Origin of the sequence: Tardiphaga sp., assembly GCF_044336785.1 — a bacterium.
GTDB lineage: Bacteria > Pseudomonadota > Alphaproteobacteria > Rhizobiales > Xanthobacteraceae > Tardiphaga.
Map to the genome: position 1 here is coordinate 21,930 of NZ_JBIIOT010000042.1, position 20,714 is coordinate 42,643.

16 protein-coding genes and 1 pseudogene are annotated in these 20,714 nt (G+C 63.2%); 7 read left to right on the forward strand and 10 right to left on the reverse strand.

From position 1 onward, the window contains the following. Positions 1-74: 74 nt before the first annotated feature. The 6 genes from ggt to ACIQ2A_RS13895 form a co-directional block, all read right to left on the reverse strand. Positions 75-1,652, reverse strand: coding sequence for a gamma-glutamyltransferase (ggt, locus tag ACIQ2A_RS13870; protein WP_398480027.1), 1,578 nt, complete (start codon positions 1,650-1,652; stop codon positions 75-77). Positions 1,653-1,892: 240 nt separating this feature from the next. After that, complete coding sequence (locus tag ACIQ2A_RS13875) at positions 1,893-2,876, reverse strand: NAD(P)H-dependent flavin oxidoreductase (RefSeq protein WP_398480029.1); 984 nt, start codon at positions 2,874-2,876, stop codon at positions 1,893-1,895. Further along, the gene (locus ACIQ2A_RS13880) at positions 2,876-3,871 is read right to left on the reverse strand and encodes an NAD(P)H-dependent flavin oxidoreductase (RefSeq protein ID WP_398480032.1); all 996 of its coding nucleotides are present in this window, start codon (positions 3,869-3,871) and stop codon (positions 2,876-2,878) included. Before ACIQ2A_RS13880 ends, ACIQ2A_RS13875 begins: the two co-directional genes overlap by 1 nt. 233 nt (positions 3,872-4,104) lie before the next feature. Continuing rightward, positions 4,105-4,992, reverse strand: a complete 888-nt coding sequence (locus ACIQ2A_RS13885) for a LysR family transcriptional regulator (protein ID WP_398480034.1) — start codon at positions 4,990-4,992, stop codon at positions 4,105-4,107. A gap of 54 nt (positions 4,993-5,046) precedes the next feature. Further along, on the reverse strand, positions 5,047-8,196 hold the full coding sequence (locus ACIQ2A_RS13890) for an efflux RND transporter permease subunit (RefSeq protein ID WP_398480036.1): 3,150 nt from the start codon (positions 8,194-8,196) through the stop codon (positions 5,047-5,049). Positions 8,197-8,202: 6 nt separating this feature from the next. Next, positions 8,203-9,405 carry an efflux RND transporter periplasmic adaptor subunit gene (locus ACIQ2A_RS13895; protein WP_398480038.1) on the reverse strand — a complete coding sequence of 401 codons (1,203 nt, stop codon included), beginning with the start codon at positions 9,403-9,405 and terminating at the stop codon, positions 8,203-8,205. A 310-nt stretch (positions 9,406-9,715) separates the two neighbouring features. Here ACIQ2A_RS13895 and ACIQ2A_RS13900 point away from each other — a divergent pair, with 310 nt between their 5' ends. Continuing rightward, positions 9,716-10,282: a TetR/AcrR family transcriptional regulator gene (locus ACIQ2A_RS13900; RefSeq protein ID WP_398480040.1), complete on the forward strand. Its 567-nt coding sequence runs from the start codon at positions 9,716-9,718 to the stop codon at positions 10,280-10,282. Positions 10,283-10,416: 134 nt separating this feature from the next. Beyond that, positions 10,417-10,836: a hypothetical protein gene (locus ACIQ2A_RS13905; RefSeq protein ID WP_398480042.1), complete on the forward strand. Its 420-nt coding sequence runs from the start codon at positions 10,417-10,419 to the stop codon at positions 10,834-10,836. Between the two features lie 144 nt (positions 10,837-10,980). On the opposite strand, the gene ACIQ2A_RS13910 is transcribed toward ACIQ2A_RS13905, so the two are convergent. The 4 genes from ACIQ2A_RS13910 to mnmA form a co-directional block, all read right to left on the reverse strand. Then, entirely contained in the window at positions 10,981-12,219 is a 1,239-nt protein-coding gene (locus ACIQ2A_RS13910; RefSeq protein WP_398480044.1) for a glycosyltransferase, read from the reverse strand. A gap of 367 nt (positions 12,220-12,586) precedes the next feature. Next, the gene (locus ACIQ2A_RS13915; RefSeq protein WP_398480046.1) at positions 12,587-12,952 is read right to left on the reverse strand and encodes a hypothetical protein; all 366 of its coding nucleotides are present in this window, start codon (positions 12,950-12,952) and stop codon (positions 12,587-12,589) included. A 231-nt stretch (positions 12,953-13,183) separates the two neighbouring features. Next, on the reverse strand, positions 13,184-13,822 hold the full coding sequence (locus ACIQ2A_RS13920) for a class I SAM-dependent methyltransferase (protein ID WP_398480048.1): 639 nt from the start codon (positions 13,820-13,822) through the stop codon (positions 13,184-13,186). Between the two features lie 17 nt (positions 13,823-13,839). Next, positions 13,840-15,036 (reverse strand): tRNA 2-thiouridine(34) synthase MnmA, encoded by a 1,197-nt coding sequence (gene mnmA, locus ACIQ2A_RS13925; RefSeq protein ID WP_398480050.1) that lies wholly within the window; start codon positions 15,034-15,036, stop codon positions 13,840-13,842. A 405-nt stretch (positions 15,037-15,441) separates the two neighbouring features. Here mnmA and ACIQ2A_RS13930 point away from each other — a divergent pair, with 405 nt between their 5' ends. From ACIQ2A_RS13930 to ACIQ2A_RS13950, 5 genes and pseudogenes are all read left to right on the forward strand, one after another. Further along, a complete protein-coding gene (locus ACIQ2A_RS13930) occupies positions 15,442-16,866 on the forward strand; it encodes a flagellar hook-length control protein FliK (RefSeq protein ID WP_398480052.1) in 1,425 nt (474 codons plus the stop codon). A gap of 10 nt (positions 16,867-16,876) precedes the next feature. Next, complete coding sequence (locus tag ACIQ2A_RS13935; RefSeq protein WP_398480054.1) at positions 16,877-17,602, forward strand: flagellar hook assembly protein FlgD; 726 nt, start codon at positions 16,877-16,879, stop codon at positions 17,600-17,602. Positions 17,603-17,982: 380 nt separating this feature from the next. Next, positions 17,983-18,258: a DUF1153 domain-containing protein gene (locus ACIQ2A_RS13940; RefSeq protein ID WP_002714638.1), complete on the forward strand. Its 276-nt coding sequence runs from the start codon at positions 17,983-17,985 to the stop codon at positions 18,256-18,258. 170 nt (positions 18,259-18,428) lie between these two features. Further along, positions 18,429-20,045, forward strand: coding sequence for a flagellar basal-body MS-ring/collar protein FliF (gene fliF / locus ACIQ2A_RS13945; RefSeq protein ID WP_398480056.1), 1,617 nt, complete (start codon positions 18,429-18,431; stop codon positions 20,043-20,045). Positions 20,046-20,050: 5 nt separating this feature from the next. Beyond that, positions 20,051-20,714, forward strand: a pseudogene (locus tag ACIQ2A_RS13950) (flagellar motor switch protein FliG); the annotation flags it as partial.

Genomic DNA, 20,714 nt, shown 5'->3' on the forward strand with positions numbered 1-20,714 from the left:
CCAGATGCACCGGAGCATCCGGTGATGGGTATCGCTGCGGCGCTATGCGCCCCCGTTCAACCCATCCTACGCACTCAGAACCCGAGCGCCATGCCGTCCTTGCGATGATCTGAGGCGCCGAGCAGTACACCGCGCTTGTAATCGATCTGGATCGCCTGGGCGCCGCCGATGCCGGCATCCATCATCTGCAGCTTGTGGCCGCGCGCTGCGAGTTCGTTGCGCACCGCTTCGGGGATTGTGTTTTCGACCTGCAACACACCGTTGGTCGCGAACGAGCGCGACGCTTCGGCGGCTTCCTGGATGTCCATGCCGAGATCGAGCACATTGGAGATGTATTGCGCGTGGCCGGTGGCCTGATAGTGGCCGCCCATCACACCGAACGGCATCACGGCGCGGCCGTCCTTCATCAGCATGCCCGGAATGATGGTGTGCATCGGCCGCTTGCGCGGTCCGAGCGAATTCACATGGCCGGGCTTGGCGCGGAAACTCCAGCCACGGTGATGCAGCAGCACGCCGGACTTCTTGGCATAGATGCCGCTGCCGAACGGGCCGAACAGCGAGTTGATGAACGACACCGCATTGAGATCGCGATCGACCACGGTGAGATAGACCGTGTCCTTGTGGATCACGGAATCCCATTCCTCTTCCGGCGACGCCTTCTTCATGTCGATCTTGGCGCGGAGATCGCCGATGAACTTGTCCGACAGGAAACGTTCGACATCGGTCTTCGCCACCGCCGGATCGCAGAAATAAGCGTCGCGGGTGCGATAGGCCGCCTTGGTGGCTTCGGCCAGCACATGGATGCGATCGGCTTCACTCAGGCTCTTGATATTGAAGCCGGCCAGCATGCGCAGGATCATCAGAGCTGCGAGGCCCTGCCCGTTCGGCGGAATCTCGGTGACGTCATGGCCCTGATAGCTTGTCGCGATCGGCGTCACGTAGTCCGAGCGCTGCGCGTCGAAATCATCCGCCTCATGGGCGCCGCCAACGGCACGCAGCGTGGTGATGATGTCGTCCGCCACCTGGCCCTGGTAGAAGCCGTTGCGGCCCTCGCGCGCGACACGGCGCAGCGTGGCGGCGAGTGCCGGCTGGACGCGCTTGTCGCCCACCGCCGGCGCATGGCCGCCCGGCAGATATTGCGCCGTGGCATCCGGATGCAATTCCAGCTTGCGGCGCCATTTGCTCCAGTCGGCCGCGACGCGGGGGGTGATGATAAACCCGTTTTCTGCGGCATCGATGGCGGCTGCGAAGACCTCCGCCAGCGGCTTCGAGCCATGGTCCTTGCTCAGCGTGCACCAGGCATCGATGGCGCCGGGCACGGTGACGGTCTCGATGCAGGTTTCGGGAATGTCGCGGGCGTCGCCGCCGGCATATTTCTCGGAATCGATCTTGGCCGGGGTCCGGCCGGAACCGTTCAGCGCGATCGGCGCGCCGCCCTTGGGCGAATACAGCGCAAAGCAGTCGCCACCGATGCCCGTCATGGCGGGATCGGCGACGCATTGCACGGCCACCGCCGCCAGCGCGGCGTCGATGGCATTACCGCCCGACTTCAGCATCTCCACCGCGGCGAGCGTCGCCAGCGGGTGTGAGGTTGCGGCCATTCCGTGCTCGGCAACGGCGACGGAACGGGCAACGGCCATGAAGTCACGCATGAGGGATCCTCGTCAGTTTGGTGGCATACCAGCAATCTCCGCCCCCAATACATCCGGCGTGACCATTTGTGAATGCAGGGTGACGAACAAATCTCGGACACCGGTTGCATCGCAAAGCAGCATTCCCGCGGGCCGTGAGAGAGCCCGTAGGATGGGTTGAGCGGAGGCACAGCCGGAGCGATACCCATCACCACAATCTCCGGAGCGTGCGGTGATGGGTATCGCTTCGCTCAACCCATCCTACGCCGTCAACCGCTTCAGCGTCGCCGCGCGCGCGGCTGCATACTCATCCCTCGTCCGCGCCACCAGCGTGGCCACCGGCTCGATGGCGTGGACGCCCGACACCGAATGCCCCGCGCTCCACGTATCGCGCCAGCGCGTCACCCCGGAACTGCCGTTGCGCCCATAGAGCGCGTCGGCCCGCTCCTTGGTCATGTCGGTCGGCAGGTTCTTCGGATCGAGCCCGGCGGCGACGATCGAGGGGATCAGCGTATTGGTGTCAAGGCCGGTGAAGGCCCGCGACAGCAGGATGTCGTCCAGTTCCGACGACACCAGCATCGCCTTGTAGTCGGGCTCCGCCATGCTCTCGTCGGTGGCGATGAATTTGGTGCCCATATAGCTGAGATCGCAACCGAGCACTTCCGCGGCAAACACCGCCTCGCCATCGGAGACGCCGCCCGCCAGCACCATCGGCCCATCCCAGAACGCACGCACTGCGCGCGCAAAGGAGAAACCGTTGACCCAGCCGGTCTGCCCGCCAGCGCCAGCCGTCAGCAGGATCAGACCATCGACACCGGCCGCGATCGCCTTCTTCGCATGGCGGATCGAGGCGACATCGGCGAACACCATGCAGCCGCCCTCATGCAGCGACGGCACCACCGCATCGGGCGGGCCGACGCTGGTGATCACGAGTTCGCAGCCCTGGCGGAGCACCGCAGCGACATCCTCCTGCAGCGTCTCGCGGCGGATGATCAGGTTCGGGCAGAACGGCGCGTCCTCCGGCCCCAGCGCGTCAGAGATACGCTGCAGCCACTCCGCGAACTCCGCACCGCTCCGACAGTTTGCGGTAGGAAATGCGCCGATCACGCCGGCCTTGCAGGCAGCGATCACGAGATCCGGCCCCGATACGCGAAACATCGGCGCCGCAATCAGCGGCACCGACAGACGCGGGCGAATGGCCGTCGCAAAACGCGAGGCAGCCTCTTTGCCGGGGCGCTCTGCCATCAGGCGGCGACCGCGGGTTTCGCGACCACCTGCTTGCCGCCGAAGTCGGCGATCGCCTGATCATATTCATCGCGCAACCGCGCGACGACTGTGGCCACGGCCGGTGCATCCTTGATGGAGCCGAGACCCTGGCCGGCGCCCCAGATGTCCTTCCACGCCTTCGCCTTGGTATTGCCGCCGGAGCCGAAGTTCATCTTCGACTTGTCGGAGACCGGCAGATTGGCGGGATCGAGACCTGCAGCGGTCAGCGACGGTGCCAGATAGTTGCCATGCACGCCGGTGATCAGATTGGTGTAGACGATGTCGTTCGCCGCATAATCGATCAGCGCCTGCTTGTAGCCTTCGGCCGCATTGGCTTCCTGCGTGGCGATGAAGCGCGTGCCCATATAGGCCATGTCGGCGCCCATCATCTGGGCGGCGGCGATGCCATAGCCATCGGCGATGGAGCCCGACAGCAGGATCGTGCCGCTATACCACTGGCGCACTTCGCGCAGTAGCGCGAAAGGCGAAATCGTGCCGGCATGGCCGCCCGCACCGGCGCAGACGAGAATGAGGCCATCGACGCCCATGTCAGCCGCGCGGCGCGCATGCTTGATGGTGGTGACATCGTGAAACACCTTGCCGCCATAGGAATGCGCGGCATCGACGATCGACTGCGGCAATTGCAGGCTGGTGATGATCGCCGGCACCTTGTGCTTCACGCAGATCTCCATGTCCGCATGCAGGCGATCGTTGGAGGGATGGCAGATCTGGTTCACCGCATACGGCGCGACCGGCAGATGCGGGTTCTTCGCGGCATATTCACCGAGCTCAGTCTCGATCCGGTCGAGCCATTCCCCAAGGACCGACACCGGCCGCGCGTTGAGCGCTGGAAACGAACCGACGATGCCGGCCTTGCACTGAGCGATGACGAGCTCCGGCCCGGAGACCAGAAACAGCGGCGAGCCCATCACGGGCACGGAGAGGCGATTCTGGAAGATCGACGGCAAAGACATTGTGGTTTCCATCCCGGTTCTGATTGGGAAGGATGATAGCGGGAAATAGCGGCGGGCCGTCGTCCGAATGTGGAGATGCCATCGTCCATATTTGAGCGCCCATAACTCCTCCCTCATGGTGAGGAGGCGCGCAGCGCCGTCTCGAACCATGAGCTGGCTTGGCTCCGGAGCTTGCGGCCATCCTTCGAGACGCGCGCAAGAGCGCGCTCCTCAGGATGAGGGCAGAGTGTGTGTCACCCCAATAACCGCGCTTGATCCGTCTTCGCCTGCTCCGCAATAAAATCCAGCACGGCCCTGATCTGCGGCGCATCCACCAGATCCGGATGCGACAGCATCCAGATCTCCGTGGAGCTGCGCAGCTTCTCCGGCAGCACGCGCACCAGCGACTTATCGGCATCGCCGGAAATACACATCAGCGGCGCGAAGCCAAGCCCGGCGCGCGCCGCCGCCATCAGATCCGTATTCGATGAACATTGCAGCACACGGCGCGAATGGCGCGAGACGCTGTCGAACCACTCCATCAGAGGCCCCTCGCCGACAAGACCGATGGAGCTGTGGCCCTCCCATTCCTCGCGCGTTTTCGGCAGACCGTGCGCGCGTGCATAGGCTTTTGAGGCAAACACGCCGACGCCGAGGCGGCCCACCTTGCGGCCAACCAGATTCTCGTTCCCTGGCCCATACAGCCGAAGCACGATATCCGCCTCACGCCGCCGCACCGACGCCGGCCAGCCATCGACGCGGATTTCCAGCATGATGTCGGGATAACGACGATTGAACTCGGCCACCGTGCCCATCAACCAAGGGCCGGACAGCACCTCGGTGATCGACAGCCGGACGGTGCCGACAGGCTTGTCGCGGATCTCGGCGATCACGGATTCGATCCGGACCGCTTCCAGCCGCATGTTCTCGAGCTGCCGGCTGAGCCGCTCGCCCGCCGGCGTCAGCGAATAGCCTTCGAGCGAGCGCGCGATCAGACGAACGCCGGTAAAGGCTTCGAGCTCGGCAAGCCGCCGGCTCACCGTCTGTGCGCTGACTTTCAGCAATGCGCCCGCGCGCGTCAGGCTCGCCTCCCCCGCAATCACGGAGAACGTGCGCAGCAGATCCCAGTCCAGCCCCTGCATGTCTCATCCCGAACCAATGCGTTCGGGATGATGTACACCCAAGTTCGGCTGCGGTCACTCCGCCGGCGTTGCCGCCGGATGCGCCTGCTGCGGCGCGCTCGACTTCGCGCCGCCCGGGAAGATTTTTCGGACCAGTACATAGAGCACCGGCACGAAGAACACGCCGAGCACCGTCGCCGCCACCATGCCGCCGGCCACGCCGATGCCGATGGCGTTCTGGCTCGCGGAGCCGGCGCCAGTGGCCAGCGCCAGCGGCAGCACGCCGAGCACGAAGGCCATCGAGGTCATCAGGATCGGCCGCAGACGCTGGCGCGCCGCATGCAAGGTCGCATCGATCAGCGACAGGCCTTTCTGTTGCTGCTCGATGGCGAATTCCACGATCAGAATCGCATTCTTCGCCGCGAGGCCTATCGTCGTCAGCAAGCCGACCTGGAAATAGACGTCGTTGCTCTGGCCGAACAAGGTCGCAGCACCCAGCGCGCCGAGAATACCGATCGGCACCGACAGCATCACCGCAAACGGGATCGACCAGCTTTCATACAAAGCGGCGAGACACAGGAACACGATCAGCACCGAGATCGCATAGAGATACAGCGTCTGGCTGCCGGTAAGGCGCTCCTGGAACGACAGGCCGGTCCATTCATGCGTATAGCCGGCCGGCAGTTTCTTCATCTGCTCGTCGACAGCGAGCATCGCGGTGCCCGAACTGGTGCCCGGCGAGGGCTGGCCCTGGATCTGCACGGCGGCGACGCCGTTGTAGCGCTCCAGACGCGGCGAGCCAAAGCTCCAGCGGCTGGTGGCAAAGGCCGAGAACGGCACCATCCCGCCCGACGAATTGCGCACATACCATTTGCCGATGTCGTTGGTGTCCATGCGATAGGCGGCGTCGCCCTGTACATAGACCTGCTTGACGCGGCCGCGATCGATGAAGTCGTTGACATAGGAACCGCCCCACGCCGCCGAGAGCGTGGTGTTGAGATCGGTGAGATTGATCCCCAGCGCCGTCGCCTTGGCCTGATCGATATCGAGATTGAATTGCGGCGTATCGTCCTGGCCGTTCGGGCGCGGCTGCGAGATGCGCGGATCGCCGGCGAGCGCGCCAAGCAGCTGGTTGCGTGTCTTCAGCAGCTCCTCATGGCCGGCATTGCCGCTATCCTGCAGATAGAAGTCGAAGCCCGACGCATTGCCGAAACCCGGCAGTGACGGCGGCAGCACCGCAAACGCCATCGCGTCGCGGATCTTGGAGAACGCGCCCATCGCCCGCGCGGCAATCTGCTGCGCCGATTTGGCGTGATCCTCGCGTTCGGCAAACGGTTTCAGGCTGACGAAAGCGAGGCCCACATTCTGGCCCTGGCCTGCGAAAGAGAAGCCCTGCACGGCGAACACGCCCTGCACGGTGTCCTTCTCGTTCTCCATATACTGCTTCTCGACCTGCTGGATGACGTCGAGCGTGCGCCCGGCCGTGGCACCGACGGGCAGCTGCACCAGCGTGATGATGGTGCCCTGGTCTTCGGTCGGCAGGAACGACGACGGCAGCCGCACGAACAGGAAGATCATGGCGGCGACCACGGCCGCAAAGGCAATCAGCGCCGCCGCCGGCCGCTTCACGAGGCTGCCGGTGGTGGACTGATAGCCGCTCGAAGCGCGGTCGAAATTGCGGTTGAACCAGCCGAAGAAGCCGCGCTTTTCGTGATGGCCCTTTTCCGGCTTCTTCAGGATCGTGGCGCATAGCGCCGGCGTCAGGATCAGCGCGACCAGCACCGACAGCACCATGGCCGAGACGATGGTCAGCGCAAACTGCCGATAGATGATGCCAACGGAGCCCGAGAAGAACGCCATCGGCACAAACACCGCCGAGAGCACCACGCCGATGCCCACCAGCGCGCCGGTGATTTCGTGCATCGATTTCTCGGTCGCCTCGCGTGGCGCCAGGCCCTCTTCCTCCATCACGCGCTCGACATTTTCCACCACGACGATGGCGTCATCGACCAGCAGGCCGATGGCCAGCACCATGGCGAACATGGTCAGCGTGTTGATGGAGTAGCCGGCGATGGAGAGAATGCCGAACGTGCCGAGCAGCACCACCGGCACCGCAATGGTCGGAATGATGGTCGCACGCCAGCTCTGCAGGAACAGGAACATCACGAGGAAGACCAGCACCACCGCTTCGAACAGCGTGTGCACCACCTTCTCGATCGAGAGCTTCACGAAGGGCGTGGTGTCGTAGGGATAGATCACCTTCAGCCCGGCCGGCATGTTCGCCGTCAGCTGGTTGATGCGCGTCTTGACGCCTTCCGAAGTCGCCACCGCATTGGCGCCGGTGGCAAGCGAGATGCCCATGCCGGCTGCGGGCTTGGTGTTGTAGCGCGCCACCGCGTCATAGCTCTTGGAGCCGAGTTCGACGCGCGCGACATCCTTCAGCCGCACGGTCTGGCCGGAAGTCGACGTGCGCAGGATGATGTCCTGGAACTGCTCGATGGTCTGCAGGCGGCTCTGCGAGGTGATCGTCGCATTGAGCTGCTGCCCCGCCACTGCCGGCAGGCCGCCGAGCTGGCCCGCGGTCACCTGGGTGTTCTGCGACTGGATCGCCTGGGTCACATCGCCCGGCATCAGGTTGTATTTGGTCAGCTTCTCGGCATCGAGCCAGATGCGCATCGCATATTCGGCGCCGAACAACTGCACCTGACCAACACCCGACACGCGGCTGATCGGCTCGTTGATGGTGCTCGCCACATAGTCGGCGATGTCGCTCGCATTCATCGAGCCGTCTTCGGAGACGAAGCCGAGCACCATCAGGAAGCTCGACGACGACTTGACGACCTTGATGCCCTGCTGCTGCACCACCTGCGGCAATAGCGGCGTGGCCAACTGCAGCTTGTTCTGCACCTGCACCTGGGCAATGTCGGGATTGGCCTCATTGGTGAAGGTGATCGAGATCTGCACCACACCGGTCGAGGTCGAGTAGGACGACATATATTGCAGATAGTCGACACCGGTCATGTTCTGCTCGATGACCTTGGTCACCGAGTTCTCGGCCGTCTGCGCGTTGGCACCGGGATAGGTCGCGGTGATGGTGATCACCGTCGGCGCGATCTGCGGATATTGCGCGATGGGCAGGCCGAGGATCGCGAGCACCCCGCCGAACATGATCAGGATCGCGAGCACCCACGCGAAGATGGGCCGCTTGATGAAGAAATGCGACATGGTCGATCAGTCCTTGCGCGGCTCGGCAGAGCCGGCCGCATTGGCTTCCTTGCCCGGCGTCTTGGTCAGGCCGGTCTTCGGATCCACGGTCACGTCGATGGTCTTCGCGACCACGCCCGGCTTCGCTTTCTGCAGCCCGTCGAGAATGACGCGGTCGCCATCCTTGGCCCCGTCATCGACCAGCCAGTTCGGCCCGATCGCCTGCGCGACCTTCAACGTGCGCTGTTCGACCTTGCCGTCCTTGTCGACGAACATCGCGATCGCCTCGCCGCGCGGATTGCGCGTCACCGCACGCTGCGGGATCAGGATCGCCTTCGGATCGACGCCGGCAATCACGCGGGCGCGCACATACATCCCCGGCAGCAGATTGCGATCGGGATTGGCGAAGATCGCGCGCGTCGAGACCGAACCCGTGGTTTCGTTGACACTGGAATCGGTAAAGCCGAACTTGCCCTTCTGCGAATGGGTCTTGCCGTTCTCGAGCACCAGTTCGATCTCGACACCACCGGCCGGACGCTTCAGCCGCCCGCTGGCGATCTCGCTGCGAATGCGATCCATCTCGGATGTCGCCTGATCGAGATCGACATAGACGGGATCGAGTTGCTGGATCGTGGTCATTGCATTGGCCTGGCTTGCCGTCACCAGCGCGCCCGGCGTGATGGTCGATTTGCCGATACGGCCCGAGATCGGCGCCAGCACCTTGGTGCGATCCAGCGCGATGGCTGCGGTGTCGCGATTGGCTTCCGCCGATTTGAGGTCGGCCTCGCCCTGCTTGAAGGAGGCCATGGCGCTGTCGACGTCCTGCTGGCTCGCCGCATTGGTCTTGAGCAGCTGCGCCTTGCGCTCTGCGACCAGCCGCACCAGCGCGAGATTGGCCTGCGCCTTCAGAACCGATGCCTCAGCGCTTTCCAGCGCCGCCTGGTACTGCACGGGATCGATCTGATACAGTAGCTCGCCTTCCTTTACCTCGGCACCCTCGGTGAAGACGCGCTTCATCAGGATGCCGGTGACCTGCGGACGCACTTCCGAGACCTGATAAGCGACGACACGCCCTGGCAGCAGGGTCGAGATCGCGGCCTCCTGCGGCTTCAGCGCCATCACGCCGACTTCCGGCGGCGGCGGCGCCTTCGCCTCCGATGCCGGCTTGCCGCATCCGGCCAGGGCGAACACGGCGATCAGAGCCAGCGGGCGAGCAATTCCAGATGTCATTACCATCACCAATGCAAAAACGGCGCACGACACCGCGCAATCCCGCGCGATTGAAGTGGCCGTGAGAAATTTTGGGAAACTCTCTGGTTTCCGCTCAGGAAACTTGCTAGTTTCCTCCCGCGAAGTCAAGCGCCTGGCAGGCAATGCCACTCAAGCGTTTGTGAAGCGGCTCATATAACGGAGTTCATGTTCAATGGTTGCATCGGCAGGCGCAAGGAAACCGCGCGGGCGCGTTTTGCCGCAGCAAAATGACCAGCGCGTGACAACGCCCGAACCGGCTGCGGACCCGTTTGACGAGCGCATTCTGCAATTGCTGGCCATCGCAAAAAGGACCTTTGGCGAAAAAGGCTTCGCCGCGACCACCATGGACGACATTGCCAGCGCTGCCGGCATGTCGAAGAAGACGCTTTACAAGCTGTTCGACAGCAAGAGCGACCTGTTCCGAGCCATGCTCATGAACAATTTGCAGCGGTTTCAGTTCGGCGTCGCGTCCCGGCCGGACATGCCGGTCATCGACGAACTCCGGCACGCCATGCGCTATATCGCCGACGTGGTCTTCAGCTCCGACGAGATCGCCCTGCACCGCCTGATCGTCGCGGAACGAAAGCAGTCACCGGCGCTGGCCGGTATCTTCACTGACGTCATCTTCAAGAGCGGCGACAACGGCGTGGTCGACTGCATCAAACGCATCAAACTGAAATCCACGCTCGAAGACCTGCCGGCGAGAACCGTCGCAGAAATGATGATCGGCGCCGTCTTCAGCCACGACCATTTTCGCGCAATGGTCGATGAATCCCATCAGGTCAACCGGCGCGCCATCAACAAGCGGATCGACGTGGTGATCGCGGTGTTCTGTGAGGAATCGCCGAACACGTAGGATGGGTTGAGCGCAGCGATACCCATCCGACATCGCCCCACCCCTGCCCCAATTTCTTAACCGATTGCTCACCATGGCCGGGCACACTGCGCCATCGCGCAGCATGCCGCTGCGCGGGATCGGACGGGCATGCCATGTTCCAGACATTCCTGCGTTCACGCGCCCAGACCTATCTGCGCAGCATCGTCGGCGAACGCGAATTCCGCGCCCGCTCGCCGGAGCGCGACGCCGAGACCGATCGCGAGCGCCTGGATGCCGTGATGAGCGCCATCGACCAGGCGTTGTCCAGCGCCGAGGCCGAGCAGGCCGGCTTGACCAGGCGCGTCGATGACGTGCTGGCCCGGGCCGCCGTGACGTTCGGCAATGGCGACGACGAATATCTGACGCGTGAGAGCCTCGACAGTCATCATCTCGATCTGTTCGAGACCGAGATCCAGAACGGCCAGCGCCGCATTCGTGACCTCACCGGCACCATCGCGCATTACAAAGCGCTGAAGGACACCTTCGTGTCGCGCTTTCCGGAGTACAAGTCTGCGCCGAAAGCGGATGCGTAGCGTTACAGCCGGAGCAATCTCCGTCTGTCATCACCCGCGAAAGCGAGTGATCCAGTAAACACTGGCTTTTTCCTTCAGCACGACCACTGCCGCATACTGGATCGCCCGATCAAGTGGGGCGATGACAGCGCGTGTCGCACAGCCCTACCCCCGCGCCCGGCGATCGCCGCCTTCGGGCACGCTGCCGCCTTCCTGCGTATCGCTCCAGCGGCGCTTGAAATTGCTGCCGTCCGGCGTCGAGCCGCGGCCGCGCCGTCGCTCGCCGGTAAAGCCCTTCATGTTGTCGTTCACGAAGGTCATGAGCTCGGTACGGAAACGCTCCGCCGAGAATTTCTGCGCATGGGCGCGACACACATCGCGTGAGAACTCATGCTCGCGTGCAATGAAGGCCCGCACGCATTCGGCAATCGCTTCCGGTTCATTGGCATCGAAGAACATGCCCGTCCGTAGCTCCGGCGAAGCCGACACCGTCTCGCGCGCCCCACCGCGGCCGAGCGCCAGCACCGGCGCGCCTTCCGATTGCGCCTCGACGACGATGATGCCGAAATCCTCTTCGGCCGCAAACACAAAGGCCCGCGCCGTCGCCATCAATTCACGCAGGCGCACGTCGCTGACAAAGCCGGCAAAGCTGACATTCGGCCCGGCCATCGCCTTCAGCCGTTCGGCTTCAGGCCCGTCGCCGGCCACGATCAGCTTCTGATCCGGCATCGCATTAAAGGCTTGAATAACCGCCTCGATCTTCTTGTAAGGCACAAGGCGGCTGGCCGCGAGGAAGTGATCGCCAACCGGCAGGTTTTTCGGCAGCGACGACAACGTGACCGGCGGATAGATCACCTTGGCATCGCGGCCATAGACCTTCTTGATACGCTTGGCGATGAAGTTGGAATTGGCGAGCATCGCGTCCGGCCCGTGTGCCGTGCGCACATCCCAGATGCGGATCCGATGCAGCAATGCGCGTGCGAGCGCGCTCTTGATGCCGGCGGTGTAACCGCCTTCGTTGAGATAAGCGTGCTGCAGATCCCATGCGTAGCGCATCGGCGAATGCACATAGGAGACGTGTAGCTGATTGGGCCCGGTGATCACACCCTTGGCGACCGCATAGCTCGACGAGATCACGAGATCATAGCCGGACAGATCGAACTGCTCGATCGCGATCGGCATCAGCGGCAGATAGCTGCGATGCTTGGTCTTGATGAACGGCATCCGTTGCAGGAAGCTCGTATGGGTCTTCTTCTTGATACCGATCTTGTCGCGATCTTCCGGCGACAGCGCATCGAACAGCGCGAACACTTCGGCGTCCGGATAGCATTGCAGGACTTCGCGCAGCACCTGTTCGGCGCCGCCCAATGTGTAGAGCCAATCATGTACGACAGCGACGCGCATCGAGCCTCGAATCGGATCGTGAACAAGCGATTGGCCCTTAAATAGACCAATGCCGAGGTTCTACAATCGAGCCGATACAACTTGCGTTAATTGGGCCACGACCAATTCGTAAAATTTGATTCATACTTCTTACGATCGCATCGCGGCCGCGTGGAAGCCTACCTACCGCGCGCCGATTTTGTGTCGCAACATTTCCAGATGCAGTTGCTAAATACCGAAATATGCGCATTTCGCCGCTAGTAATAATAACAGCAACATCATCGCCCAACGCGGCCAAATGCATGCCGTTGAGATAGCTCAACAGCAATAACGCAGGCGTGACGGCTCACGCCTGCGTTCATCTTGCGTCGCATCAAATGGGTAAGGCTTATTTAGGCCGGACGCTTGGGTCACCGCCCGGACTGCCCGGCGGCGGGATCACCGGCGTAGTGCTGTTATCGGATTTCGGTGCTGGCGAACGCATGGCCGGATCGATATTGCTCGGCGGACACAGCACGCCATCCGACTTCGCCAGCTTGTCGCCGAGGTTCTCCGAACTCTTTCCAGTCGTGTCAGCCGTGATATTGCCCTGCGCATTGGTTTGCGTTGGCGTGCAATTGGCATTGGGGCGGTCGGCCGCCGGCGGCGCTGTCTGTGCGGGCGGCGTGGCAGGTGCCGGTGGTGCCTGCGCAATGGCTGCGCCCGAACCGGCGATCATCAGGCCTGCGACGAAAAGTGTGCGATGAATGCTCATGCAGGGAAAACAGCCGGCAACGCCGGATGTTCCGCAATATCACGCCGAGGCGCGTGGTTCCCTCCCCGGAGCGCGGCGAATGGGGAGGATGGCGCGAAGCGCCAGGTGGGGTCTATCCCACGGCAGAACGTCACGAGAGGAAAGACCCACCCGTCTAGAAGCTCGCTGGACGCTCGCTTCGATCCACGCTGCCCGCTGCACCGCCTCGCGGCTTGAGGGAGGGAAAGAAGATCAGGCCTTCACGTAACGGATCAGCGAAAAATGCCCCATCGGCGCCATCGGGCGCCGCTCGGCGAGCGACACGCCGCCATGAGTCCCGGCCCAGTTCACCAGCCGCGCCCACGGGAATTCCGGGCGCCAGCCGAGCCGGCGCGCCAAGGGCGCAAAGGCCAGCTCGAAGATTTTGCGCGGACCGCTTTCCGCACCGATGTGATTGACGAGGATGAGCTCGCCGCCTGGCTTCAGCACGCGGATGAAATCATCCAGCGTCGCTTCCGGGTCCGGTACCGCAGTGATCACATATTGCGCCACCACCGCATCGAAATGATTGTCCGGGAAGGCGAGATGTTTCGCATCCATCACCGCCAGCGTCTCGACATTAGTCAGATTGTGCTTGCGCACGCGCTCATGCGCGCGGCGCAGCATCGGCTCGGAAATATCGACACCGCAGATCTTTGTGGTGCGCGCATAGTCCAGCAGCGAGAGGCCGGTGCCGATACCGACATCGAGCACGCGGCCGCCAATGCGATCGGCTTCGGCGATGGTCGAGCGACGACCTTCATCGAACACCTTGCCGAATACCATGTCGTAGACCGGCGCCCAGCGCCCGTAAGCCTTCGCGACCCCCGCGCGGTCGATATCGCCAGCCATGCCCCTGCCCAAACTCCCTAGACGCGCATCGCTGCGACGTCGGGCACATTAGCATTGCGTGCAGCCGAACCGACAGAGCTTTTCGCCGCAGCGCTCTTGATGAAACCGCCGCCGAGCACGCGGGCCTGGCCCGATTGCGCGTCGTAGAACACGCAGGCCTGACCGGGCGACACGCCCTCCTCGCCGCCGACCAGTTCGACCTCGTAGCCGATCTCGGTCTTGCGCAGCCAGGCCGGCTGCGGCGGACGGGTCGATCGAACGCGAACGAAGATTTCGAGGCCGGTGCCGATGGCCGCATCGATATGGCCGCCACCGATCCAGTTGACGTCGCGCAGTGCGATCTTGTGCATGCGCAAGGCCTCGCGCGGGCCGACCACGACACGGCGCGCTTCCGCATCGAGGCGGATCACGTACAGCGGTGCCGACGACGCGATGCCGAGACCGCGGCGCTGGCCGATGGTGAAATTGGCGATGCCGTTGTGGCGACCGATGACGTGGCCATCGGTATCGACGATATCACCGGGCTCCATGGCATTGGGCTTCAGCCGCTCGACGATGTCGGTATAGCGGCCGGTGGGCACGAAGCAGATGTCCTGGCTGTCCTGCTTGTCGGCGACCGACAATCCGAACTGCCGCGCCAGCTCGCGCGTCTGCGGCTTGCTCATGTCGCCCAGCGGGAAGCGCAGGTAATCAAGCTGCTCCTGCGTGGTGGCGAACAGAAAATAGCTCTGGTCGCGATCGCTATCCGCCGCGCACACCATGCTGCGCGAGCCGTTGCCGAGATGCCGCGACGCTACATAATGCCCGGTCGCCAGCGCCTGCGCACCAAGCTCGCGCGCGGTCGACAGCAGATCCTTGAACTTCACCGAGCGATTGCATTCGATGCACGGCACCGGCGTTTCGCCCAGCGCGTAGCTCGCCGCGAAATTGTCGATCACCTGCTCGCGAAACTTGGACTCGTAATCCAGCACGTAATGCGGAATCCCGATCCGCTCCGCCACATCGCGTGCATCGTGAATGTCACGTCCGGCACAGCAGGCGCCCTTGCGATGCATGGCCGCGCCGTGATCGTAGAGCTGCAGGGTGATACCGACGACGTCATAACCCTGCGACTTCAACAGCGCAGCCGTGGCCGACGAGTCGACACCGCCGGACATGGCGACGACGACGCGGGTGTCCTCCGGACGACCTTCGAGATCGAGACTGTTGAGCATGGTTCAAGGCCATGGGCTGTGATCGCCCCGGACAAGAACCGACGCGATCGGAAAACACGAGGCAATCCCGGAACTTACAGAGGTCCGATGATGGCTGGGATAGTGCACTTTAATATAGGGGGCGTTGCGCTCAATCAATCGCGACAGGCCGGATACGAACGGCAAATCTTGCCGCCGGGCAGAAACGGAGGGGTGAAAGTACGCCGGGAGCAGGCTACGGGTCGCGGCTAACATATTGAAATATATATATTCTGGATGTTGGCACAGCGCTGGCCCGGTCCTTGCTGAACGAGAGCTGGAACCGTTCTCGAAAGGCTGCCCGTGGTTAGCGTCTCGTCCGATATCGCCTCTGCCCTCTCGCTGCAGTCCGCGCGCGCCAAATCCGGGCGCGACGAGGGAGCATCCGTGTCGGATCACTTCGGTTCGCTGGTCGAACAGAACAGCTCAAACGCGGACGCGGTTCCCACCCAGGCCGCCCGCCCGGATGTCCCTGTCCCGTCCCGCCGCGACGATCGCCCCGCGACGGACCGGCCCAAAGCCGCCGACCGCCGCGATGACCGTGCCGCAGGACCGCCGCAGGATCGCCGCAGTGATGCCGCAACGGATGCATCGCAAACCGGCAAAACCGCGCGCCAGGACGGCCCGCCCGCCAAATCCGATCAAACTACTGATACAAAAGCAGATTCTGCCGACGGCCACAAAGATGCCGCAAGCGACGACGGCGCCGCCGATGGCGCAGCCTCCGACGCCACCACACAGACGGTGAAGGTCGATGTGGCGCCGGTCGCCGTGACGCTCTCCGCGCAAGCTGCCACCGATGCTGCTGTCGGCACCGACACGCCCGAAGCCGGCGGCAGCGCGCAGCCGTTGGCTATCGCCGCTGCGGCCGCCTTGAAAGCCAAGCTCGATGCCGGCGAAGTCGCCGCGCCCGAGACCGGCGCCCTGCCGACCGACGTCCCCGCAGAAGCCGAAGCGACATTCGCCGCGATGATCGCGGGCGCAACGCCGGGCGCCGCCAAAGGCACGAAGAAGATCGAAGGCGGCGACGCGACCAAGACCGCGACATCGACCGATGGCGCAAAGCAGGACGGCAAGACCGACGCCTCGGTCACGGCAGCGCCAACCGATGGCCCAGTCGCGCCAAAACTCGCGACCGACGCCAAGACCGATCAGGCTGCAGCAAACGCGCCGAAGCCGGATGCGAATGCCACAACGACGACCGACGCAAAGCCCGCGGCCGAGCAGACCCACGCGCATCGTACCGAACAGGCCGCACAGCCAGCCTCGTTCGATCAGACCCTGCAAAGCGCGACGCCACAGCCGCAGCCGGCACATCTGCAGGCGACCAACAACGCCGCCGCCCAGCAACTGCAGCCGCAGGTCGCGGCGAATCCGCCGGTGCCGCTGTCCGGCGTCGCCGTCGAGATCGCGCAATCGGCCAAGGCCGGCAAGACGTCCTTCGATATCCGGCTCGATCCCGGCGAACTCGGCCGTATCGATGTTCGCATCGAAATGGACAAGCACGGCAATGTCACCTCGCATCTCACGGTCGAGAAGCCGGAAACGCTGACCATGCTGCGCCAAGATGCGCCGCAGCTGCAGCGCGCGCTGGAACAGGCCGGCTTCAAGACCAATGACAGCGGCATGCAGTTCTCGCTGCGCGATCAATCCTCGCAGCAACAACAGCAGCAGCAGCAAAGCGGCGATCAGTCCGGTCGCCACATGCACCGCCTGACCATCAATGACGACGACACCGTCACCATGGCTCCAGCAGCACGCGGCTATGGCCGCATGTACGGTGCCAATGGCGGCGTCGATATCAGCATCTGAGGAGTAAACCATGGCAGTTGATGCAACGATCTCCAGCCCCGTCGTCTCCGGCACGTCGACGGCAACCTCGAGCTCCAGCACGAGCAGCAGCAGCACGACGGGCATTGCCGATAACTTCCAGACCTTCCTGACACTGCTCACCACGCAGCTGCAGAACCAGAACCCGCTCGATCCGCTGGACACCAACCAGTTCACCCAGCAGCTGGTGCAATTCGCGGGCGTCGAACAGCAGCTCAAGCAGAACGATCAGCTGAAGTCGCTGGTGGAGATGGAGAAGGCCACGCAAGCGACGCAGGCCCTCGTCTATGTCGGCAACAATGTCGCCGTCGATGGCTCGACCGCACAGTTCAAGACCTCGGCGACCTGGAATCTGCTGGCCGACAAGGCATCGACGGCCACGATCAGCATCGCCAACTCCGCCGGTAACGTGGTTTACAGCGGCAAGTACTCGCTGAAGGAAGGTCAGGGCACCTTTGTCTGGGACGGCAAGGGCAATGACGGCGTGCAGTATCCGGAAGGCGCCTACACGATCTCTGCCACGGCCAAAGACGACAATGGCCGCGACGTCGCGGTGTCCACGGAAGTGCAGGGCATCGTGGACTCCGTCGATCTGTCGGCAAGCCCTGCGCTGCTGTCGATCAACGGCGCGAACTACACCGTCGACAAGATCAAGCGCGTGGTGCGCCCGACGACTGTACCGACCACGCCAACCACGCCTACAACACCGACGACCTGATACCGTCTCGTCGGGTGGGCGAAGCGAAGCGTGCCCATCATCACGCGCCTGAGTGAGACATGGTGGGCACGGCGTTGCGCGCCACTGTCCATTCCACGGCCCACGGGCCGACATGAAAGACGCCCCACTGCGCAGGATGGGTTGAGCGCAGCGATACCCATCACGGCCAGGCGCATGCGGTGAAGGGTATCGCTGCGCTCAACCTATCTTGCAGGCGAGAGTATGCCGCTCATCCGTAGCGCCTCTCCCCCTTTTCAAATCGTCAACAAACCCTTTCACAAAGTCTATTCGCATTGGAGTTGTGGGCTTAGGCAAATTTTAAGCCGGCGGGCGTAGTTTGTTTCAGTGAGTTCAGTGGTTGAGAGTAGTGTGAGTACGCCATGACAGAACCCCATCGCCCGAGGGTCAAATACGTCATCGGGCCTGACGGCAGCCCATTAACAATTGCCGATCTACCCGCGCCGGGAACAAAGCGCTGGGTGATCCGACGCAAGGCCGAGGTTGTTGCCGCAGTCCGCGGTGGCCTTCTCTCTCTGGAAGAGGCCTGCAGCCGTTACACGCTGACCGTGGACGAGTTCCTGTCCTGGCAGTTCTCCATCGACCAGCACGGTCTGGCTGGGCTGCGGACCACCCGCATCCAGCAGTATCGTCAGTAAACAAAACCTTAACGGTTCAAGTTTGATGAAAACCGGCTTTCCCCTGGGAAGCCGGTTTTTGCCGTCTGCCAAATATATGGCGATCCGTTAACCAACGTTAACCAACTGGAAACCATAGATCGGCAAAAATTGCCCAGTCGGTCCCTGAGGCCGAATCTCAGGGGCCGATTGTGCAGGGTCTGATCAGTTTCTTCAAAAGTCTCGGCGCTGCGCGCCTGGCGGCCATGTTTGCCGTCACGGTCGCGTTGATCGGCTTTTTCGCTTTCATCATCATGCGCGTGACCACGCCGCAGATGACGACGCTGTTCACCGATCTGACCACCGAGGACTCCTCGGCGATCATCAAGGATCTGGAACGCCAGGCCATTCCCTTCGAGATCAAGAATGACGGTGCCGCCATCATGGTGCCGAAGGACAAGGTCACCCGCCTGCGCATGAAGCTGGCCGAAGGCGGCCTGCCTAAGGGCGGCGGCGTCGGCTATGAGATCTTCGACAAGTCGGATGCCCTTGGCACCACCAGTTTCGTTCAGAACATCAATCACTTGCGGGCGCTGGAAGGCGAACTCGCCCGGACCATCCGGGCGATTGATCGCGTCCAGTCAGCCCGTGTCCATCTGGTCCTTCCCGAGCGTCCGCTGTTCTCACGCTCCATGCCGGAGCCGTCAGCCTCGATCGTGGTCCGCGTCCGCGGCACGCTCGACCAGCAGCAGGTTCGGGCGATCCGCCATGTGGTCGCCTCCGCCGTCAACGGGCTGAAGCCGAACCGGGTCTCGATCGTCGATGAAGCCGGCCAGCTCCTTGCCGATGGCGCTGCCGATCCGAATGCCGAAACCGCCGCCGGCGACGAGCGCCGCACCGCTTTCGAGAAGCGGATGCGCAACCAGGTGGAGTCCATCATCTCCTCGGTGGTCGGCTCGGGCCGTGCACGCGTCCAGCTCACCGCCGATTTCGACTATAACAAGGTGACCCAGACGTCCGACAAGTTTGACCCGGAAGGCCGGGTGCTGCGATCCAGCCAGAGCCGCGAAGAACAGTCGGTCACCGGCGAACGCGACGGGCAGGTCACGGTCAATAACGAGCTTCCCGGCAATCAGGCCCAGGGCACCGCAAACGCCAAGGACCAGAGCAAGAAGTCGGAAGAGACCAACAATTACGAGATCTCCCGCGTTACCAAGACCGAAGTGACCGAAGCCGGCCGGGTCAATCGCATCTCGGTCGCGGTGCTGGTGGACGGCAGCTACAGCAAGAACGAAAAGGGCGAGCAGGTCTATACCCAGCGCCCGAAAGAAGAACTCGACCGCATCGCCGCCCTCGTCCGCTCTGCCATCGGTTTCGACCAGAAGCGCGGCGACCAGGTGGAAGTGGTCAATCTGAAATTCGCCGAAGGTCCCGCCGTGACCCCGAATGCGGAGCCGACCGGCCTGCTCGGCAACCTGCAATTCACCAAGGATGACGTGATGAACGTCATCGAGCTCGGCGTGATGATGCTGCTCGGCCTCGTGGTGGTCTTCATGGTCGTCCGTCCGCTGGTTCGCCGCATCCTCACCCCGGAAACGCCGCCTGCCGCGCTGACCCCACCGCCCGGCATGATGGCGCTGCCCGACAACGTTACGGTCGGCCCCGATGGAACGACCCTCGTCGCAGCCACCGGCGCCAACATGATCGACGTCGCCACCATCCAGGGCCAGGTGCACGCACAGTCGGTGCATCGCGTGGGTGAACTGGCAGACCGCAATCCGAATGAAACCGCCGCCATCGTTCGTCAGTGGCTGCAGGAACCGGCATAATCCCGATGGCAGAAGTTCCCGCACTTACCGGCGACAACAGCAGCGACATCCAGAGCGTGGTTGCCGGCCTTGCCGCGCGCCAGGCCGGCCGCGCGCCATCCAAACCGCTGAGTGGCCCCAAGCGCGCCGCCATCCTGATGCTGGCGCTGGGCGAAAAATACGGCGGCAAGGTGTGGTCGCTGCTCGATGACGACGAGGTCCGCGAATTGTCGTCGCACATGTCCAGCCTCGGCACGATCGAACCGGATACGGTCGAAGACCTGATGCTCGAATTCGTGTCGCGCATGTCGGCCTCCGGTGCGCTGATGGGCACTTATGATGCCACCGAGCGGCTGCTGACCCAGTATCTGCCGGCCGATCGTGTCAACGGCATCATGGAAGAGATCCGCGGCCCCGCCGGCCGCAACATGTGGGAGAAGCTCTCCAACGTGCAGGAAGAGGTCCTCGCCAACTACCTCAAGAATGAATATCCGCAGACCGTAGCCGTGGTGCTGTCCAAGCTGAAGTCGGAGCATGCCGCGCGCGTGCTCGGCATCCTGCCGGAAGATCTGGCACTCGACGTCATCAACCGCATGCTGCGCATGGAAGCGGTGCAGAAGGAAGTCATCGAGCGCGTCGAGCAGACGCTGCGCGTAGAGTTCATGTCTAACCTGTCGCAGACCCGCCGCC